General features: G+C 53.0%; 16 protein-coding genes. 15 read left to right on the plus strand and 1 reads right to left on the minus strand.

Features of this window, described 5'->3' with window-relative positions:
- Window positions 1-61 precede the first annotated feature (61 nt).
- From OB87_RS00605 to OB87_RS00670, 15 genes are all read left to right on the plus strand, one after another.
- Window positions 62-631 (plus strand): recombinase family protein, encoded by a 570-nt coding sequence (locus OB87_RS00605; protein ID WP_033567517.1) that lies wholly within the window; start codon window positions 62-64, stop codon window positions 629-631.
- A gap of 175 nt (window positions 632-806) precedes the next feature.
- Window positions 807-1,445, plus strand: coding sequence for a phage tail protein (locus OB87_RS00610; RefSeq protein WP_033567518.1), 639 nt, complete (start codon window positions 807-809; stop codon window positions 1,443-1,445).
- 2 nt (window positions 1,446-1,447) lie between these two features.
- Window positions 1,448-2,059 carry a tail fiber assembly protein gene (locus tag OB87_RS00615; protein ID WP_033567519.1) on the plus strand — a complete coding sequence of 204 codons (612 nt, stop codon included), beginning with the start codon at window positions 1,448-1,450 and terminating at the stop codon, window positions 2,057-2,059.
- Window positions 2,060-2,282: 223 nt separating this feature from the next.
- On the plus strand, window positions 2,283-3,452 hold the full coding sequence (locus OB87_RS00620; protein ID WP_033567520.1) for a phage tail sheath protein: 1,170 nt from the start codon (window positions 2,283-2,285) through the stop codon (window positions 3,450-3,452).
- Window positions 3,453-3,466: 14 nt separating this feature from the next.
- Window positions 3,467-3,985: a phage major tail tube protein gene (locus OB87_RS00625; RefSeq protein ID WP_012769535.1), complete on the plus strand. Its 519-nt coding sequence runs from the start codon at window positions 3,467-3,469 to the stop codon at window positions 3,983-3,985.
- A gap of 60 nt (window positions 3,986-4,045) precedes the next feature.
- Window positions 4,046-4,336 (plus strand): phage tail assembly protein, encoded by a 291-nt coding sequence (locus tag OB87_RS00630; RefSeq protein ID WP_033567521.1) that lies wholly within the window; start codon window positions 4,046-4,048, stop codon window positions 4,334-4,336.
- Between the two features lie 32 nt (window positions 4,337-4,368).
- On the plus strand, window positions 4,369-4,488 hold the full coding sequence (locus OB87_RS19540; RefSeq protein ID WP_071603269.1) for a GpE family phage tail protein: 120 nt from the start codon (window positions 4,369-4,371) through the stop codon (window positions 4,486-4,488).
- The gene (locus OB87_RS00635) at window positions 4,481-5,569 is read left to right on the plus strand and encodes a hypothetical protein (RefSeq protein ID WP_033567522.1); all 1,089 of its coding nucleotides are present in this window, start codon (window positions 4,481-4,483) and stop codon (window positions 5,567-5,569) included. Before OB87_RS19540 ends, OB87_RS00635 begins: the two co-directional genes overlap by 8 nt.
- Window positions 5,570-5,579: 10 nt before the next feature.
- On the plus strand, window positions 5,580-6,074 hold the full coding sequence (locus tag OB87_RS00640) for a phage tail protein (protein ID WP_033567528.1): 495 nt from the start codon (window positions 5,580-5,582) through the stop codon (window positions 6,072-6,074).
- Entirely contained in the window at window positions 6,071-7,246 is a 1,176-nt protein-coding gene (locus tag OB87_RS00645) for a contractile injection system protein, VgrG/Pvc8 family (protein WP_033567523.1), read from the plus strand. Before OB87_RS00640 ends, OB87_RS00645 begins: the two co-directional genes overlap by 4 nt.
- Window positions 7,247-7,341: 95 nt before the next feature.
- On the plus strand, window positions 7,342-7,533 hold the full coding sequence (locus OB87_RS00650) for an ogr/Delta-like zinc finger family protein (RefSeq protein ID WP_033567524.1): 192 nt from the start codon (window positions 7,342-7,344) through the stop codon (window positions 7,531-7,533).
- A 389-nt stretch (window positions 7,534-7,922) separates the two neighbouring features.
- Window positions 7,923-9,278 carry a guanine deaminase gene (gene guaD / locus OB87_RS00655; RefSeq protein WP_050515596.1) on the plus strand — a complete coding sequence of 452 codons (1,356 nt, stop codon included), beginning with the start codon at window positions 7,923-7,925 and terminating at the stop codon, window positions 9,276-9,278.
- A 271-nt stretch (window positions 9,279-9,549) separates the two neighbouring features.
- Window positions 9,550-11,364: a diguanylate cyclase domain-containing protein gene (locus OB87_RS00660; RefSeq protein ID WP_033567525.1), complete on the plus strand. Its 1,815-nt coding sequence runs from the start codon at window positions 9,550-9,552 to the stop codon at window positions 11,362-11,364.
- Between the two features lie 252 nt (window positions 11,365-11,616).
- Entirely contained in the window at window positions 11,617-13,302 is a 1,686-nt protein-coding gene (locus OB87_RS00665; protein ID WP_033567526.1) for a methyl-accepting chemotaxis protein, read from the plus strand.
- A gap of 864 nt (window positions 13,303-14,166) precedes the next feature.
- Entirely contained in the window at window positions 14,167-15,711 is a 1,545-nt protein-coding gene (locus OB87_RS00670) for a methyl-accepting chemotaxis protein (protein WP_033567527.1), read from the plus strand.
- A gap of 60 nt (window positions 15,712-15,771) precedes the next feature.
- On the opposite strand, the gene OB87_RS19545 is transcribed toward OB87_RS00670, so the two are convergent.
- Entirely contained in the window at window positions 15,772-16,041 is a 270-nt protein-coding gene (locus OB87_RS19545; RefSeq protein WP_395856246.1) for a hypothetical protein, read from the minus strand.
- Between the last annotated feature and the right edge of the window lie 346 nt (window positions 16,042-16,387).

A 16,387-nucleotide genomic window follows, 5' to 3' on the forward strand; every position in this document is an offset into this window, starting at 1 on the left:
AACCCAGGTTTGCGAGAAAGACGTAGGATAAATACAATCAGACTTTTCAGGAGGTTACGTCATGCTGATTGGTTATGCCCGGGTGTCTACCAGCGATCAAAATACCGAATTACAGAAAAATGCGCTGATAAGCGCAAATTGTGAACTGATTTTCGAAGATCAGGCCAGCGGTAAAAACGCCAGACGTGCGGGACTAAAACGCGCGTTACGCAAACTCAGACGCGGCGACACGCTGATCGTCTGGAAGCTGGATCGGCTAGGCCGTAGTGTGCGCGACCTAATTACCATGGTGTCGGACTTGCAACGTCGGGGAATTCACTTTCGCAGCCTGACCGATGCGATTGATACCTCAACGCCCGCTGGCCGTTTCTTCTTCCACGTGATGAGTGCGCTGGCCGAGATGGAGCGAGAACTGATCGTCGAACGGACCCGCGCGGGATTAGCCGCAGCCAGAGCGGCAGGACGCATTGGTGGGCGTAAACGCATTATGACGCCAGATACCCTCGACCATGCCAGAACGCTGTTGAGCAATGGTGCAACCCGCTGGCAAATTGCCAATATTATCGGCGTGTCGGAAAAAACCATTTATAAATATTTCCCTGCGACGGAGAAATCACGCACCAGTCAATGATTATGCAATAAAATATATAAATGATGTTTATTTCAATTGAAATAATAAAGCCACCACGAGTGGTTTTACCCCTCACACAACACATCCATAATGCATCTTATCTGTTTTTTACAAAATAATAAAAGCCGCGAAATAATTCGCGCTAAAAAACGTAATTAACATTAAGAGAAATTACATGGAAAAATATAACTCCCCTTGTTCACTTGACCTGATTCTGGGTAAAGAGAATATCTATAAAAATAGCCCGATTCATATCGGCAGCATTTCTCTTGGATGTGGTAAATGCCACGGTGACCAGCAGGACACTGCCACCACGCAACCCACAGCAACCGATGGACTGAAAGATTTGATCGGTATTCCACAACCCTGGCCGCTGGCGGACGCACCGGAAGGCTGGCTGAAATGTAACGGCCAGGCGTTTGACGCCACCAAATATCCGCAACTGGCCAAACTGTACCCAGCAGGAACCCTGCCGGACCTGCGCGGCGAATTTATTCGTGGCTGGGATGATGGTAGAAATGTTGACATTGGACGCGGTATTCTCAGTTGGCAGAAAGGGACCTTGACCGTATCGGATCCGACGCTTGGGTCAGTGAACATCGGAGCCCTGATCCATAGCAACAGTGACGCAGCTAATACATATATGGCGATGGGCTTTGATAAAGTAGATAAAAAAGATTATGAAATGCTGCGTGCTGCAATTAATGTCGATTCAGCAGGAGCACAAGATCTAGATAATAACGGCTGGGCTAATGGGTACGGTTCTACCCGCCCACGCAACGTCGCTTTCAGCTATATCGTTAAGGCAGGTTAATCATGACCACTCAAAATGAAAATACGATTCAGCTGAATGAACAGGGGCTGAGCCTGAGCGCCGGTTACATTACGGTTTACCATATTGACCCACAAACGCGGGAATATATCGGTAACACCCGTGAATACCTGATGGAAGGTGTTGGCATTCCAGCACACAGCTTTATTGATACCCCACCGGCAGCTCAATCCGGTCAGGCTATTGTGCGCAGTCAGGATGGCCTGTCCTGGGAAAACGTTGCCGATTATCGCGGGCAGACGGCCTACGATAAGCAGACGGGGCAATCCAGCCTGGTAAGCCAACTCGGTGACCTTTCCGACACCCTGACGCTGTTGCCACCCGCCACCGCTTACGATATCTGGCAAAACGACGGCTGGGTGACGGATGCTAAAGCGCAACAGGCCGCACAGGTCAGCGCGGCGCAACAGCAGCTGGCGGGTTACCTCGCCCAGGCGGAAAAACGCCTGACCGTATTGCAATATGCGGTGGAGCTGGACATGGCGACGGAACAGGAAACCCAAGCGTTGAAAGACTGGAAAACCTATCTGGTGCTGTTAAACCGAGTGGATGTATCTGGTGCCCCCGCCATTGACTGGCCGACCATGCCAGCCTGATTCACCGCTCTCACTGGCGTGAATCCTGCGCCATAACCTTACAGATGCCGTTGTTCCCCCAACGGCATCTGTTTTTTATTTTAGTTAACTCATTGTTTTTAATCATTATAAAAACATTATCGGCTTCACCCTGTTGTGCCATCTGATACCAAACCCTATTCGAATGCCTTCTGTTCTCCGGCGAGGCACTATTACTCGCACCCCACAACAGGAGACATTCTTGATGAGTGATTTTCATCACGGTACGCAGGTCGTCGAAATCAACGACGGTACTCGCGTCATTTCAACTGTATCAACCGCGATCGTCGGTATGGTCTGTACCGGACCGGACGCTGACGCCGCCACTTTTCCACTGAATACACCGGTACTGATTACCGATGTGCTGACCGCCGCAGGTAAAGCCGGTAAAACCGGTACTCTGGCTGCCGCACTGCAAGCCATTGGCGATCAGACCAAACCGGTAACGGTAGTCGTTCGCGTAGCTGAAGGCGCTAACGAAGCTGAAACGGTGTCCAATATCATCGGCGGTGCCGATGCCAATGGCAAATACACCGGTATGAAAGCCCTGCTGGACGCCCAGGCAGTCACTGGCGTGAAGCCGCGTATCCTCGGCGTTCCGGGGCTGGATTCCCAGCCTGTCGCTACCGCGCTGGCCGCCATCTGTCAGTCACTGCGCGCCTTCGGTTACGTGAGCGCCTATGGTTGTAAAACCCTGTCCGACGCCATCAAATACCGCGGCAATTTCAGCCAGCGCGAACTGATGGTGATCTGGCCGGACTTTATCGCCTGGAACACCGTAACCAACGCAAGCGCCACTGCCTACGCAACGGCACGAGCACTGGGCCTGCGCGCCAAGATCGACCAGGAAACCGGCTGGCACAAAACCCTGTCCAACGTCGGTGTTAACGGCGTGACCGGTATCTCTGCCAGCGTGTACTGGGATTTGCAGACCATCGGCAGCGACGCTGACCTGCTGAACGAAGCTGGTGTGACCACGCTGGTACGTAAGGACGGTTTCCGCTTCTGGGGTAACCGCACCTGTTCCGACGATCCGCTCTTTCTGTTTGAAAACTACACCCGCACCGCGCAAGTGCTGGCCGACACCATGGCTGAAGCGCACATGTGGGCCGTCGACAAACCGGTTACTGCCACCCTGATCCGCGACATCATCGAAGGTATCAAGGCTAAATTCCGCGAGCTGAAATCCAACGGCTACATCATCGATGCCGACTGCTGGTTCGATGAAAGCGCCAACGATAAGGAAACGCTGAAGGCAGGCAAGCTGTACATCGACTACGAGTACACCCCGGTGCCGCCACTGGAAAACCTCACGCTGCGTCAGCGTATCACCGACAAGTATCTGGTGAACCTGGCTGCATCCGTTAACAGCTAAGGAGCGACTGACTCATGGCACTGCCACGTAAACTTAAATATCTCAACCTGTTCAACGACGGTATGAGCTACATGGGCCAGGTGCATTCTGTCACCCTGCCGAAACTGACCCGCAAACTGGAAAACTACCGCGGCGGCGGTATGCAAGGTGCGGCACCGGTAGATTTCGGCCTGGATAACGATGCACTGGTGATGGAATGGAACATGGGTGGCCTACCGGACAGCGCGTTCTGGAGCCAGTATGCGTTGCCGGGCGCTGATGCTGTCCCGCTGCGTTTCGCCGGTTCTTACCAGCGTGACGACACCGGTGATATCACCGCCGTCGAAATCGTACTGCGCGGCCGTCACAAGTCTATTGACAGTGGCGAATCCAAGCAGGGTGAGGAGACTGATGTGCGCGTTTCTACCCAATGTACCTATTACAAACTGATCATTGACGGCGTCGACATGATTGAAATCGATACCATCAACATGATCGAAAAAGTTAACGGCGTTGACCGTCTGGAACAGCACCGCCGCAATATCGGTCTGTAATGACCGCTTCATGGCCAGCTACAGCTGGCCATTCTTATTGATAAAACGGGAGTCTTTATTATGACGGCTGAAAATACTGCACAACACCATGTGATTACCCTGAACGCCCCAATCAAACGCGGTGAAACCCAGATCGATGCGATTACGCTGCTCACGCCAACGGCAGGCACACTGCGTGGTATTGGGCTGGCAGCACTGGCAAGTGCCGATGTGGAAGCATTGATTAAACTGCTGCCACGCATCACCTACCCTGCTCTGACTGAAGCCGATGTCATGGGACTGGAGCTGCCTGATCTGCTGGAATTCGCCGGTAAGGTGATCAGTTTTTTATCACCGGGCTCGGTACGCTAACGCCCCCACCGAGCCTCACGGTTGACGACCTGATGGCGGATATTGCGGTGGTGTTCCACTGGCCGCCATCAGAACTTTTCCCCATGAGCCTGGCAGAGTTGATTAACTGGCGTAGCCGGGCGCTACAACGAAGTGGACAAGACTATGCCTAAGCAAAAGACGATGCCTAAGCCATCAACTTCCCCAGGTTCAGGGTCTGCGGCAGCACAGCGCAACAACGCGCCGGACAACAGCATTTTCTCACCGCTGCGAGACAATGTGTATCTGAATAAAATCAACAGCGTATTGCTGGATTTCTTGAGCAAAGCCGGTCAGCTCGCCAACAGCGGTACATCAACTGTTGCCAGTGCACAGAAAAGCAACCAGTCTGGCGGGAAAAAAGGCGGCAAGACGTCTGCCGCCGCACAACTGGGGATGCTGGGTAATCTCGCCAGGCGGTTCGATGCCATCACCGCTGCACTGAACCCAACGTATGCTGCATTGAAAAATGCCCGTCACTTATCACAAACCGGCAACAGTGGCCTCTCTCGCTCAGGCCAGAGCCCGAGCGCTGGCGTGACGCAATCACTTGTTGCCCAGGCCAGTGATGGTGTCAACAGCATCTATTTATCTGCCGCTGCCGCCATGCAGGCACAACAACATATCGCTGGTCTGGTGCCTTCTACCAGACTGGCTTCCACCGCGTTGCCAGGCAACGTCTCATCATTGCTGAACGCACAGCAAAGCCTCAATCTGCCGACCAACCTACTGCCACAGATTGGCACAGGTGCAACATCGCAGACAGGCGCTGAAGGGCTGAGTGCCCTCTTCGATACTGCCCAGGAGTCATTCGTCGGTACGGAAGAAACCAGCATGATGATATCCGCCTTGAGCAATGTGGATCTGGATGACGGTGATGGCAGTTCAACGTTTCAGGGCGGGCTTGATAATCTTCAGGCGCTCTCAGGGTCCGCGATGCAGTTGCTCAACCAGCCGGACCTGATGAACCAAAACAGCGTGGAAAACCACGCCAGTTTACAGTCCGCGATGACCAACGGCCATTACAACGCCCTCTCGCCGAATTCATCACAGCGTTATTTTGACCAGCGCGTGGTCAACAACATCACCATTACCGTGCCCGAAAACAGTAACCTCGACGTGATTAAGCAATACATCGAAGAGGCACTGAGAAAATATAGCCCGAATAGCAGCGCCTATTCCTACAACTCGATGACCTCTAATCTTATTTCATGAGGATAATATGATGATGCTTGCACTGGGTTTATTCGTATTTCAATTGCAAACACTGCCGTACAGTACCCTCAGCCGTAATGTGAATTATCGCTGGGCCAGCAACGGTCGTATCGGTCTGCGCCCTGCGCAACAATTTTTGGGGCAAGGAAATGAAACCATTAGCCTTAATGGTGTTCTGTGCCCTGAAGTGAATGGCAAATTCAGTAAGCTGTCGCTGTCTGCGCTGGAGCTAATGGCCGGGACAGGTCGTGCCTGGCCGCTGATCGAAGGCAGCGGCACCATTTACGGTATGTATGTTGTCGAAAGCTTGCAGCATACTAATACAGAATTCTTCTCCGACGGCAGTGCCAAACGTATCGAATTCTCGATTAACCTGACGCGTGTTGATGAATCGCTCATTGCTATGTTTGGTGACCTCAGCCAGCAGGCTACCGATTTGTATAACCAGCAAATCACACCCGCCATCGCTTCCGCCAAAGCGGCTATCGGAGGTGTCTTCTCGTGATAGTAAATAACCGCATTGGTATTGCCGACCAGCTCGCGCCGGACTATCAAATCACACTGACGGATTCATCTGGCACGGCCCAGACAACCCGCAATCTCAACCAACGACTTATTTCGCTCTCACTGCACGATGTCATGGGGTTCGAATCAGACCAACTCTCACTGGATATCGATGATAGCGACGGCAAAGTGCTAATGCCTGCACGCGGAGAGAAAATCGGCATCAAAATTGGCTGGAAGGGCAAAACATTGGCGGATAAAGGAACCTTTGTGGTTGACCAGGTCAGCCACAGCGGGGCTCCCGACAGAATGACCATTAGCGCACGCAGCGTTAACTTTCGCGGCGACTTAAACACACCACGTGATGGTTCATACAATGCCACCACACTGGGTGACATCGCCCGGACGATTGCGGAACGCTACAGCCTGATGGCGTCGATCGAGAACTCGCTGGCCGACACCGCGATTACTCATGAAAACCAGTCCAAAGAATCCGATTTGTCGTTTCTTTGCCGTCTGGCAAGAAGATACAGTGGTACTGTGGCGATCAAAAGCGATACGTTGCGGCTTTTTGTTGCCGGTACTGGCACCGCCGCAGACGGTAAAAACGTGTCGACCTACCTGATCGAACGCAGCGATGGCGACTCGCACAGCTTTACTATTGCCGACCGCATCGCCAATACGTCCGTCACCGCCAACTGGCATGACAGCAACGATGCGAAAACACATACCGTGAAGATCAGCCGCAAGCGTCAAAGCCAACCGAATACGGTTACAACCCACCCTAACGCCAAGTCGCCCACCCAGTCATCAGCACTGTCGACAGATAACTATCTGACTGGAGAAGAAGAAAGCCAGCAAACGCTGCAAACCACCTACGCTTCCCAGGACGATGCAACGCAGGCGGCGTTGAGCAAGTGGCGTGAAACTCAGCGTGGCACGGTAACGTTCTCACTCACACTGGCAAAAGGCATGGAAAACCTGAAGCCCGGCGCGCTGGTACGGCTTAAAGGCTTCAAGCAGGTGATGGATGAGCGCCAGTGGACTATCAAGCGTCTGACCCACACGATTGCAGGCAGTGGCTTTATCACCGCTATTGAGCTGGAAGTGTCGATGCTGGATGTAGAGTATGACATCAGCTATGACGTTATGGTGAACTTCGAGGATAAGTAAATCACTTTTCGAATTCGAATTTGCAAATTCGAATTCAATACAGTATCATGTGTGTAAGATGTTTCACTAACCCGTACACATAAGGTGATTTCAACATGATGCATTGTCCTTTGTGCCGTCATTCTGCTCATGCCCGTTCCAGCCGCTACCTGTCTGAAAATACCAAGGAGCGTTACCACCAGTGCACTAACGTGAACTGTGGTCACACCTTCGTCACCATGGAAGCCATCACCCGTTCCATCATGGTGCCGGGCAAAACCGAGCCGGTTGAAGGCGAACGCAAGTAATTCGTCACGCTTCTCTCCCTCCGTGTTTCCTTACTTTTCTGACCGTCTTTCCCCGCCGCCCGGCGGGGTTTTTTATTCCCCGAAAAAATACACATTATGTGTTTTTGTTATTCTCATAGCTCTCATATTGGAAAAACGTATTATTGACGCTGACCGCCGTCGGCTTTTAGTATCGAACTGCTTTTGCTGATTTTCAGTCACTTGCCGCGACGACACCCGCCTGACGGGTTGTTAACGCCGCAAGGGATGAATCCTGCTGTGACGATGGTGCCCTTCCCCTCCTCCACCATCAAAAATCAGACGCAGACACCGCTTTGATTAACACGGGTTCAGGAAAAGAGTGATGCACAATCTACCGGTTTTCCTGTTCCTCAGCAGGGAGAACACCCATGACGGACACCATCCACGCTTACCGCGCTAGCTTATTGCACTTTGTCGCCGACCCGTTACAGGACCCGCAAGCCACCCGCTTTATCGAAGACGGCCTGCTGCGGGTGCGAGATGGTCGCATTCAGGACGCCGTGCCGTATGACAGCATCACCGAAGCCGAGCGCCAGTCCATGACGGTGATCGACTATCGCGGGCGGTTGTTGATGCCGGGATTTATCGATACCCACATCCATTTTCCGCAAACGGAAATGATCGCCAGTTACGGTGAGCAACTGCTGTCCTGGCTTAATACCTACACCTTTCCCACCGAGCGCAAGTTCGCCGACGCGCATTACGCCCAGGAACGGGCCACGTTCTTCATTCAGGAATTGTTGCGGCATGGCACCACCAGCGCGCTGGTGTTCGCAACCGTGCACCCGCAGTCGGTTGACGCACTGTTCCGTGCCGCTGAAGCCAAAAACCTGTGTCTTATCGCTGGTAAGGTCATGATGGACCGCCATGCACCGGATTATCTGTGCGATACCGCGCAGCAAAGCTACGGCGAAAGCAAAGCGTTGATTGAAAAATGGCACCGGCGCGGGCGGTTACGCTATGCGGTCACCCCGCGTTTTGCCCCCACCTCGACCCCTGAGCAGCTGGCGCTGGCGGGTCGATTGTTGCAGGAATACCCGGATGTGTATCTACATACACATCTTTGCGAAAATCCGGACGAAATCGCCTGGGTGAAATCGCTGTTTCCTGAACATCAGCATTACCTTGATGTTTACCATCACCACGGCCTGACCGGACGCCGTTCGGTGTTTGCCCATGCCATCCATCTGCAACCTGAAGAAATCCGAACGCTGGCGCAAAGCCAGTCCGCCGTGGCGTTTTGCCCCTGTTCTAATCTGTTTCTGGGCAGCGGCCTGTTCCGGTTGCACCCGTTAAAAGCAGCGGGAATTCGTATCGGGATGGGTACTGACGTCGGTGCTGGCACTACCCTATCGTTGCTGCAAACCCTCAGCGACGGCTACAAGGTGCAGCAATTGCAGGGCGAGAAATTCTCGGCGCGTGAGGGGTTGTATCAGGCGACGCTGGGCAGCGCTGCCGCCTTGTCGCTGGATGATCGCTTAGGGAATTTTCTGCCGGGCAAAGACGCCGACTTCGTGGTGCTGGACTGGGCCGCCACCCCGTTGCAGCAGCTACGCCAACAGCAATCCACCTCGCTGGACGACAGGCTGTTCGCCCTGATGATGCAAAGCGATGACCGAAACATCAGCGCGACTTATGTACAGGGAAAATGTGTCTACACCCGTCAAGCGCCCGATCACACGCCAAACACCGATGACAAACCCGTCAGCTTTCCGGCCCACTGACGGATTGAGTGATATCGCCACAAGCCACAAGCTGCGGCGATATATCCTTCAGAACAGGCAGAAAGGCGATAAAACCTACTCGTGTTTTCATCAGAAAGTGATCAATTACACGTTTCGCCAAAAAAATCGCGCGGCGATATGTCGCTTACCGATAACTATTCTTGAATAATATCGGATAAGCACTCAAGCCAATGGAGGGATGGCGACATCAGTTGGGCTCTGCCCTTGCAGAGTTTTCAGCACTCATCACCCAGTACCATAAGGTTTCGTCATGACTTCTCCATACCATCGTTGTAGCGAAGAGCAGCAAGACATCCTCGCACGTATGCTGAATATTTTTGACACACAGCCTGCTGAAGAGCTCACTCGCCTGACGCGCATCACCCGCACCTTTTTTCAGGTAACGAGCGTGGTTATCTCACTGGTGAACAACGAGCGGCAATGGTTTTTGTCGAGGGCTAATTTTCCCGGTCAGGAACCGGGTATCGAGTTCTCCTTCTGCGTACATACCGTGAGCGCCAACGCGCCGCTGGTCATCCCTGATACCCTGCTGGACGAGCGCTTCGCGGCCAATCCGATGGTGACGGGTAATGACCCGATTCGGTTTCACGTCGGCTACCCGCTACGCTCCTCGCTGGGTACACCGCTCGGTGCCCTGTGCCTGTATCACCATCAACCCCGCACGTTCAACGATGAAGAAATGCAGCAACTCAGCGATCTGGCGTTTATCGTTGAAACGGTACTGCATAAGGTGGAAATGCAGGCACGCGAAGCAATAGCCCAGGAAAAACTGTATCAGTCGGACTACATCAACCAGCAGATTTTTTCCCGTGCCGCCATCGGCCTGGCGCTGATAGCCCCAGATAAGCGCCCCTTAAAATTCAACCACGCGTTCTGCGATATGCTCGGTTACGACGAAGAAACGCTGCTGACACTGCCCGTGGATAAAGTGGTACACCCGGAAGACATGCCGACATTAATTCACGATCACAACCAATTGATGGAGAGTAACGTACCGGAAAGTACCCAGCAGCGGCGCTATATCCGCGCCGACGGCAGTGAATTGTGGGCACAGGTTTCCATTTCGGTGCTCTATACCCCAAACGGCAACAAGTTCGGCCTGCTGCTGGCATTGACTGATATGAGCCAGCAAAAAGCCTCCGAGCAGACCTTGCGCAGCCTGAGTCAGGAACTGGAGCATCGGGTGGAGCAGCGTACGACTGAACTGCGCCGGAGCCACCAGTTCATCCAGGACATCACTGACCATATCCCGGCGATGATTTCCTGCATTAACCCGAACAATGTACTGGTTTTCGCCAATCGCCACCTGCGCAAACTGATGGGGCATGAGCATGACACCCTGTACCAGCGAGATATCAGCGAGATCTTCCGTCCCCAGGAACTGGCACTGTTTCTGCCTAAACTGGAAGCGTCGCGGCAAAACCAGCTTTCGCTCTCCTTTGAACATGTGATGGATATGCCCGACGGCCAGCTCACCACGTTTCATACCGAACTGGTGCCCGCTGCGTCTACGGAACTCGGCACCTACATTCTCTCGACTGATATCACCCACCTCACGGTATTGCGCGACCAACTGGCGTTCGAGGCCAATCACGATCACCTGACCGGTCTGCCCAACAGGCGGGCGGTCATCAGCTACCTGAACCGCCTGGCGGGGAAAAAACGGCGTGGCGCGCTGGCGCTGCTATTCTTTGATATCAACAACTTCAAATACTATAACGACCGATTCGGCCACGATTTCGGTGATCGGGTGATTAAAACCTTCGCCCGTCTGCTGCGCCGGAATACCCGCTCCTACGATTTTATCGGCCGTCTGGCGGGCGACGAATTCCTGATGGTGATTCATGAACAGCGTAATCTGGCCAACGAAATCCGTGCCATTACCCAGAAATTGAAAGCGAAGATCGAAAAACCGGTCACCATTCGCCAGCAGACCATCACGCTATCAGCCAGCATCGGCCGCGCGATTTTGCCTCAGGGTGCACCGCTTAACGCCAACGAGCTCATCCGTCAGGCGGATACGGCTATGTACCAGGCCAAACGCCGCCATGTCTCTTCATCCTGAATTGAACGGATAATAATGTTCCATTTGCCATAAATAGCAACCCGATTTGCCGGAATGAGAATAATGAAAAACTATAAAAAGAATTAATTCCGGTGAATCATTCCGTTTATTTCACCATTAAACCGCCAATTCGACTGACAATTAACCTATAAGTATTTCATGTGACGGAAATCACACTTTTCTTAAAGTTCTCACTTTTTATTGCCGATGGCTTTCTTACCGACGTCATTATTCATTTATCGAGGGCGAGCCATGTTCAGAAATATAAAAATTGTCACCGGGCTATTTTCATTACTGCTGGCCTTAAGCGTGCTGCAATTAGTCAGTTACGGTTTTTTCTTCGACGTCATGAAAAGTGACAGAAATAACTTTGTCGTCGCGCAAACGCTACGCAAGCAAAGCGGGGAACTCAACGCCTCATGGATTGCACTGATCCAGACGCGCAATACCATGAACCGTGCCATCGCCCGGATGATCATGGAAACCAACAATATTCCCAGCGCTGGAAAATCGGCCGATCTGATTGATGTAGCTAACCAGTCGCTGGCACAAGCGGATAGCCATTTCGCCGCTTACAACCAGATTCCGCTGCTACCGGTGCAGGACGCCGCGCTGGCAAAAAATATTAGCGAGAACTATCAGGCATTACGCAAGGTATTGCAGCAAATTGTCGATCTGATAAAAACACAGGATGTGAAAGCCATTCAGTCTCTGCCGACCCAGAAAATGCAGGACGCCTTTCAACAATCCTTTGATACGTATTTCCGTCAGAATGATGCCCTCAATGACAGTGCGGTCAGCGGCAGTGGTCAGAATTACCATTACAGTATTATCGTCATTGCCATATGCGTGTTGGTCCTGTTTTTCGCCACCACCAGTGCCTGGGTATATATTCGTCGGGTTCTGCTGCAACCGTTAAACCGGATCATTACCCATTTGCACCATATTTCCACGGGCGACCTGACGCAATCGCTACAAATTCAGGCGAAGAACGAAATCGGCCAGTTGGCGGATAGCGTCCGCCACATGCAGCACTCATTGACCGATACCGTGGATAAAGTGCGGGTGAGCGCGCATGAAATCTATCGCAGCGCTAGTGAAATCGCTGGCGGCAACAGCGATCTCTCCTCCCGTACCGAGCAGCAGTCCGCCTCGCTGGTGCAAACCGCCGCCAGCATGGAACAGCTGACCGCCACCGTGAAACAGAACGCCGACAATGCCCGTCACGCCTCCCAATTGGCACGCGATGCATCGGATACCGCTCACAAAGGGTTACAGGTGGTCGATGATGTCGTTAACACGATGGGACAAATCAGTGGCAGCTCGCAGAAAATCAGCGACATTACCGGGCTTATCGACAGCATTGCCTTTCAGACCAATATTCTGGCACTGAACGCCGCCGTCGAAGCGGCACGCGCTGGCGAGCAAGGCCGTGGCTTTGCCGTGGTCGCTGGTGAGGTGCGTAGCCTGGCCCAACGCAGCGCCGACGCCGCCCGCGAAATCAAGGAACTGATCGAGGATTCGGTCAGTCGGGTGCGCGAAGGGGCGGTTCTGGTCGGCTCGGCTGGGGAAACCATGGGGGATTTGGTGAAAGCCGTGACGCGCGTCACCGATATCATGGGTGAAATCTCCTCGGCGTCGGAAGAGCAGAGCCGCGGCATCGATCAGGTCAGCCAGGCCGTCAGCGAGATGGATCGCGTGACGCAGCAGAACGCCGTGCTGGTGGAACAGTCCGCCAATGCAGCGGTGTCGTTGGAAGAACAAAGCGACCATCTTAACCGCGCGGTGTCGTTGTTTCGGCTCCATACCGCCACATCGCCTGCCGCCGCCAGAACGACATCGGCAGCCATCACGCCGGTAGCACCACCGCAGTTGCCCGCCAGCCGCAGCGTAGCGACCGCCGGGGCTTACACCACCAGCCACTGGGAAACGTTCTAACCCTGGCACCGATAAATCCGGCATCATAAAACGGCTCGCGTACCGGTCCACTTACCGGTAGCGCGAGCCGTATCTTTACGCCATACACACGGACGGTTATTGCACCTGCGTATACATCAGGGTGCCGTAACCCAGGTGTTTATCATTCACGACAACGCGCAGGTGTGGTCATGCCATTGCGCTCAGATGTCGCTGCTTATTTTCCCCTAAATAAGCGATAAGTCGGATGTGTACCTGGAGAAATGATTCCGTTTTCCCTTTCTTTGCTATCAAAAACACCACCGATAGCCGTTACTTCATTTTATTTTCACCGCCACATGCGATAGCACATCATTATTTTCTGCGGAAAATGAAATTCTCCAGACAAATGCTAAATTTAAAATGATATCGGATCAGATAACCCGTATATCTCCGTTATCATTACGTTGCAAAAGCGTTAACTGATACGACCGCTAACTTTTCACCGCAGTGATAGTGGGTATATATCGTCAACCCTTTGGCGGGAACCTGCCAATACGTTGATAAACAAATTCCAATGCATTGTTTTATATTGGTATTTTACAAACAGGGAGTTAGTCGCCATGTAAATAAAAATGGTTCTCATTAAAAGCACACACTGTCTTTCACTCACGCCTTTGTCGAGAAAATAGTTATCAGCTAGTAAACAGTTATCAATTAATCATTTCTTATGCCCCAAATAGTACGAGTTGCAGGGCGACTAAACGTGGTTTGCCACAGCGAGTCCCGCGAGATGTTGAGTAATAAAGCCAACGCGCCTGCAATGTGAAGTATGACGGATATATGCCTTTTCAATGCGACATAACTTGAAGTCCAGACTAAAAATAATCCTCAAGAGGACCTGAAATGCGCAACAATCAGCCAGTCACACAGCGGGAATACGTTTTCGATAAGGATGCCACCCTCATGTCGGTCACCGACGTGAACAGTCATATCGTTTATGCGAATGACGCCTTTATAGAGGTGAGTGGTTTCGAGCCTGACGAGATCGATGGTCAGCCCCATAACTTTGTTCGCCACCCGGATATGCCCGTCGAAGCGTTCAGGGACATGTGGCAAACGCTGAAACATCAGGAACCCTGGACCGCGTTAGTCAAGAACCGGCGCAAAAACGGCGATCACTACTGGGTGCGAGCGAATGCGGTGCCGATTGTACGCCAGGGCCGCACGACCGGTTATATGTCCGTGCGTACCCAACCTTCCCGTCAGGAGGTAGACGCAGCGGAAAAGCTCTATCAAACGATGCGTAACGAAGGGAGTAACCTGAAACTGCACCGAGGCGTGCTGTTTCGCACCGGTCTGACCGGGCTATTTTCACGCCTGAAGTTGATCTCCATGCGCTGGCGGCTGCGCGGATTGATCATGCTGATGGCGCTGTTGAGTTACGTCGCTTTCTGGACGATTCATGGCGAATTTGACGCTGACTTTTATATTTCCAGCTCGTTTATGACGGGCATCATGCTGCTGCTGGATGCCGTGCTTGAGTGGCAGTTGATCAAGCCCATCGAAATGGTTAAACAGCAGGCGCTGAATATCGCCACCGGCAATGCCAACACCATTGAGTATGAAGGCCGCGCCGATGAAATCGGCACGATTCAACGCGCCATCGGGCAACTGGGGCTGATGTTCCGCTGGCTGGTGGACGACATCAGCACGCAGGTGCTGAATATCCGCTCCGCCAGTGACGAACTGGCCAGCGGCAGCGAAGACATGAGTAGCCATGCCGAACGCACTGCCGCCAACGTGCAGCAAACCGCAGCGGCCATGAACGAGATCAACACCACCGTGCAGACCAACACCACCACCACCAGTGAAGCCAGCCAGCAGGCCGCAACCGCCTGCGATGCGGCCATCAGTGGCGGCCGGGTGATCGGTGAAATGGAAAAGACCATGGACAGCATTGTCGCCAGTTCAGAGAAAATCGCCGGTATCACTTCCATCATTGATAACATCGCGTTTCAGACCAATATCCTGGCCCTGAACGCAGCGGTGGAAGCGGCCCGAGCGGGTGAGCAAGGCAAAGGGTTTGCCGTTGTGGCCGGTGAAGTACGTAATCTGGCGCAACGCAGCGCCAGCGCTGCCAATGAGATCAAACAGTTGATCGAGTCCAGCGTAGAGCAGGTCCGTTACGGCTCCAGCCATGTCAGAGATGCGGGCGACAGTACACAGAACATCGTGACAAGGGTAAACAGTGTCAGCCAGTTGATTTCGCATATTGCCGATTCAACCAAAGAGCAAACGATAGGGCTGTCTGAGATTGGCCGGGCGGTGGAAGAGCTGGAGCAGATCACCCAGCAGAACGCTTCACAAGTGAACGCCTGTGCTCACGCATCAGACCAGCTAAAACTACAGGCACATCGACTGGAACAGGCATTGCACGTATTCCGATAAACCTCACCCTGCCATGCGCCCCGATGACCTCGGGGCGCGAACCCGTGGCGTGGTCATGCGTTACTGTGCACGTTCGCCATTTTCGGTACGCCAGCGCGCCACCCTCTCCTTCGTCACTTCCTCTTTATAACAGACGGGTGCCGCACCCCCTTTGCGACTCCAGGCGCTACGCCCGCCGCAACGACTGCCGTTTCTGGCCGAACTGTACGGACAGGCACAACTCCCCGAATAATCGGCAATCGACTCTTCAATAATAAGTTGTCGAACCTGGCTATCACTCAAACGGGTATTTTTCGCGTCCGCCGTGCCGATGAATAAAAAACATGATATGCAGAATAATTGAAAAAGATATTTTTTCACGCCCCGATCCTCACCCAGAATAATACCTATACCCTAAATAATTCACGTTGCAGGACAACACGCTCGCGTGTTGAACAACGCTATGCGTTGGCCCTTTAGGGCAAGGCTCATTAGAGCCTTGTAACGCGGCAAGTGAGTGACAAATTCGTTGGGAACGAATTTGACCAGCCAACGGCTGGCCTCTGGTGAGAGACAGGATGTCTCTCATTTCATCCCGATGAGCTTACTCAGGTAAGTGATTCGGGTGAATGACAAATTGGCGTAAGCCGATTTGAACGCTGCTTGCAGCGGCCCCGAAGGGGCGAGGCCCATGAAA

It is taken from the genome of Dickeya undicola, from assembly GCF_000784735.1.
In the GTDB taxonomy this organism is placed as follows: domain Bacteria; phylum Pseudomonadota; class Gammaproteobacteria; order Enterobacterales; family Enterobacteriaceae; genus Dickeya; species Dickeya undicola.

What these genes read in the sequence shown, in the direction of transcription:
- OB87_RS19540 (WP_071603269.1), top strand. Translation starts at nt 4,369, where the DNA reads ATGGCGGATATTGCGGTGGTGTTCCACTGGCCGCCATCAGAACTTTTC.
- OB87_RS00630 (WP_033567521.1), top strand. Translation starts at nt 4,046, where the DNA reads ATGACGGCTGAAAATACTGCACAACACCATGTGATTACCCTGAACGCC.
- OB87_RS00660 (WP_033567525.1), top strand. Translation starts at nt 9,550, where the DNA reads ATGACTTCTCCATACCATCGTTGTAGCGAAGAGCAGCAAGACATCCTC.
- OB87_RS00605 (WP_033567517.1), top strand. Translation starts at nt 62, where the DNA reads ATGCTGATTGGTTATGCCCGGGTGTCTACCAGCGATCAAAATACCGAA.
- OB87_RS00650 (WP_033567524.1), top strand. Translation starts at nt 7,342, where the DNA reads ATGATGCATTGTCCTTTGTGCCGTCATTCTGCTCATGCCCGTTCCAGC.
- OB87_RS00670 (WP_033567527.1), top strand. Translation starts at nt 14,167, where the DNA reads ATGCGCAACAATCAGCCAGTCACACAGCGGGAATACGTTTTCGATAAG.
- guaD (WP_050515596.1), top strand. Translation starts at nt 7,923, where the DNA reads ATGACGGACACCATCCACGCTTACCGCGCTAGCTTATTGCACTTTGTC.
- OB87_RS00665 (WP_033567526.1), top strand. Translation starts at nt 11,617, where the DNA reads ATGTTCAGAAATATAAAAATTGTCACCGGGCTATTTTCATTACTGCTG.
- OB87_RS00625 (WP_012769535.1), top strand. Translation starts at nt 3,467, where the DNA reads ATGGCACTGCCACGTAAACTTAAATATCTCAACCTGTTCAACGACGGT.
- OB87_RS00620 (WP_033567520.1), top strand. Translation starts at nt 2,283, where the DNA reads ATGAGTGATTTTCATCACGGTACGCAGGTCGTCGAAATCAACGACGGT.
- OB87_RS00635 (WP_033567522.1), top strand. Translation starts at nt 4,481, where the DNA reads ATGCCTAAGCAAAAGACGATGCCTAAGCCATCAACTTCCCCAGGTTCA.
- OB87_RS00640 (WP_033567528.1), top strand. Translation starts at nt 5,580, where the DNA reads ATGATGCTTGCACTGGGTTTATTCGTATTTCAATTGCAAACACTGCCG.
- OB87_RS00610 (WP_033567518.1), top strand. Translation starts at nt 807, where the DNA reads ATGGAAAAATATAACTCCCCTTGTTCACTTGACCTGATTCTGGGTAAA.
- OB87_RS00615 (WP_033567519.1), top strand. Translation starts at nt 1,448, where the DNA reads ATGACCACTCAAAATGAAAATACGATTCAGCTGAATGAACAGGGGCTG.